We start from the raw sequence: 2,500 nt of genomic DNA, 5'->3' as shown, positions 1-2,500 counted from the left end.
AACAGACCCTGAAACTGGACGCCTACAAGCAGTCGGAGGGCGCAAGCCTGACGGCGTACCTTTTGTATAATGGGTCAGCGACTTCGTCTCTCGAGCAAGCTTAAGCCGATAGGTGTAGGCGTAGCGAAAGCGAGTCTTAATAGGGCGACTGAGTTCGAGGGATGAGACCCGAAGCCGGGTGATCTAGCCATGAGCAGGTTGAAGGTGAGGTAACACTCACTGGAGGACCGAACCCACGTCTGTTGAAAAAGACGGGGATGACTTGTGGCTAGGGGTGAAAGGCCAATCAAACCCGGAAATAGCTGGTTCTCCGCGAAATCTATTTAGGTAGAGCGTCTCGTGAATACCCATGGGGGTAGAGCACTGGATGGGCTAGGGGGTCCCAACGACTTACCAAACCTAACCAAACTCCGAATACCATGGAGTAATGCGAGGCAGACACACTGCGGGTGCTAAGGTCCGTAGTGAAGAGGGAAACAGCCCTGACCGCCAGCTAAGGTCCCTAAGTTATCACTAAGTGGGAAACGATGTGGGAGTGCTTAGACAACCAGGAGGTTGGCTTAGAAGCAGCCATCCTTTAAAGAAAGCGTAACAGCTCACTGGTCAAGCGCTCCTGCGCGGAAAATGTAACGGGGCTTAAGTGATACACCGAAGCTGCGGATTCGATCTTTGATCGAGTGGTAGCGGAGCGTTCCGTAGGCCGATGAAGGCAGACCCGCGAGGGCTGCTGGAGGTATCGGAAGTGAGAATGCTGACATGAGTAGCGACAAAGAGGGTGAGAGACCCTCTCGCCGAAAGTCCAAGGGTTCCTGCGCAATGCTAATCAGCGCAGGGTTAGTCGGCCCCTAAGGCGAGGCAGAAATGCGTAGTCGATGGGAAGCAGGTTAATATTCCTGCACCAGTGGGTAGTGACGGATCTCGTGTGTCGTCAGTCCTTATCGGATTGAACTGGCGGCGAAGAGGTCCCTGGAAATAGCTCCCACATGAGACCGTACCCCAAACCGACACAGGTGGACTGGTAGAGCATACCAAGGCGCTTGAGAGAACTATGCTGAAGGAACTCGGCAAATTGCTCCCGTAAGTTCGCGAGAAGGGAGCCTCTGCATTGGGCAACCAGTGTGGAGGGGCACAGACCAGGGGGTGGCGACTGTTTACTAAAAACACAGGGCTCTGCGAAGTCGCAAGACGACGTATAGGGTCTGACGCCTGCCCGGTGCCGGAAGGTTAAAAGGAGGAGTGAGAGCTCCGAATTGAAGCCCCGGTAAACGGCGGCCGTAACTATAACGGTCCTAAGGTAGCGAAATTCCTTGTCGGGTAAGTTCCGACCTGCACGAATGGCGTAACGACTTCCCCGCTGTCTCCAGCATAGACTCAGCGAAATTGAATTCTCCGTGAAGATGCGGAGTTCCCGCGGTCAGACGGAAAGACCCCGTGCACCTTTACTACAGCTTGACAGTGGTATTAGCGATTATTTGTGTAGGATAGGCGGGAGTCTATGAAACCAAGGCGCCAGCTTTGGTGGAGACATCCTTGAAATACCGCCCTGATAATTGTTGATATCTAACCGCGGCCCATGAACCTGGGTCCGGGACCCTGTCTGGTGGGTAGTTTGACTGGGGCGGTCGCCTCCCAAAGAGTAACGGAGGCGCGCGATGGTGGGCTCAGAGCGGTCGGAAATCGCTCGTTGAGTGCAATGGCATAAGCCCGCCTGACTGTGAGACTGACAGGTCGAGCAGAGTCGAAAGACGGCCATAGTGATCCGGTGGTCCCGCATGGAAGGGCCATCGCTCAACGGATAAAAGGTACGCCGGGGATAACAGGCTGATGATGCCCAAGAGTCCATATCGACGGCATTGTTTGGCACCTCGATGTCGGCTCATCGCATCCTGGGGCTGGAGCAGGTCCCAAGGGTTTGGCTGTTCGCCAATTAAAGCGGTACGTGAGCTGGGTTTAGAACGTCGTGAGACAGTTCGGTCCCTATCTGCCGTGGGTGTCGGAAAATTGAGAGGAGCTGCCCCTAGTACGAGAGGACCGGGGTGGACGTATCTCTGGTGGACCTGTTGTTGCGCCAGCAGCATAGCAGGGTAGCTATATACGGAAGGGATAACCGCTGAATGCATCTAAGCGGGAAGCCCCCCTCAAAACCAGTTTTCCCTTGAGAGTCGTGGAAGACCACCACGTTGATAGGCCAGATGTGGAAGCGTGGCGACACGTGAAGCTGACTGGTACTAATTACTCGATTGTCTTGATCTTGAAGATGCTCATGTCCGGCGAACGCTTCGTCGAACAAAAGCAACACCTCGAAAATACAGATCAGAATGTCTCTTCAATCCTTGGATCTATCGCGCTGACCGGGTGGTTATTGCAGGGGGACCACACCCGTTCCCATCCCGAACACGGCCGTTAAGACCCCTAGCGCCGATGGTACTGCGTCTTAAGGCGTGGGAGAGTAGGTCGCTGCCCGGTCTGCACGATAGATCCAATATCCTCCACAAATATC

2 rRNA genes (1 of these 2 cut by a window edge) are annotated in these 2,500 nt (G+C 54.6%); both read left to right on the top strand.

Going from position 1 to position 2,500, the window contains the following annotated elements:
* Nucleotides 1–2,253: ribosomal RNA gene (locus AWH62_RS08030) — 23S ribosomal RNA — on the top strand (it extends 540 nt beyond the left edge of the window).
* 98 nt (nucleotides 2,254–2,351) lie between these two features.
* Nucleotides 2,352–2,466, top strand: a 5S ribosomal RNA gene (rrf, locus tag AWH62_RS08025).
* The last annotated feature ends 34 nt before the right edge of the window (nucleotides 2,467–2,500 follow it).

The organism is Maricaulis sp. W15 (genome assembly GCF_001924955.1).
GTDB classification, from domain to species: Bacteria; Pseudomonadota; Alphaproteobacteria; order Caulobacterales; family Maricaulaceae; genus Maricaulis; species Maricaulis maris.
The sequence above is the reverse complement of the archived record's forward strand: the minus strand, read 5'-3'. Positions and strand labels throughout refer to the sequence as shown.